Genomic DNA, 408 nt, shown 5'->3' with positions numbered 1-408 from the left:
TTGAGTTAGTTGGTGTAGACCCTCAAAGTAATAAAGAAGTCGTCAAATATGGTTTCCAGTTAAAACAGTGGTTTGTTAATCGTGGGATAATCACTCAACTTGAAGATAAGAATATATCTTGGTGTGAGAAAATAGGTTACCGTGTTCCTAATTATCAAGAGCTAACTAATGCACCGGTTTCTGACATCGCCAGCTCTACATCGCCTTCACAAGATAATCATCTTACGCGTGCAATTGATAACGGCTTTTTTGCTGAGTGGGGTTTTATGTATGCTTACAAAAATGCTCAATTTACGCGTGTGTTACCTTATTTGGCTACCGATATCAAAATCAATAGTGGTACGAATAACGGTACTGATAGTGATAGCAATAATGGTACGGATACCAATAACCCTAAAATTGCTGTAC

1 protein-coding gene is annotated in these 408 nt (G+C 37.7%); it reads left to right on the top strand.

The window, feature by feature from the left end; genetic code table 11:
- On the top strand, positions 1 to 408 hold a 408-nt coding region (locus tag H3U96_RS11120; protein WP_198196717.1), incomplete at both ends, for a hypothetical protein.

The sequence above is a fragment of the Gilliamella sp. M0364 genome (assembly GCF_016100565.1).
In the GTDB taxonomy this organism is placed as follows: Bacteria; Pseudomonadota; Gammaproteobacteria; order Enterobacterales; family Orbaceae; genus Gilliamella; species Gilliamella apis.
Note: the sequence above shows the minus strand (reverse complement) of the source record. Positions and strands in the feature narration are given on the sequence as shown.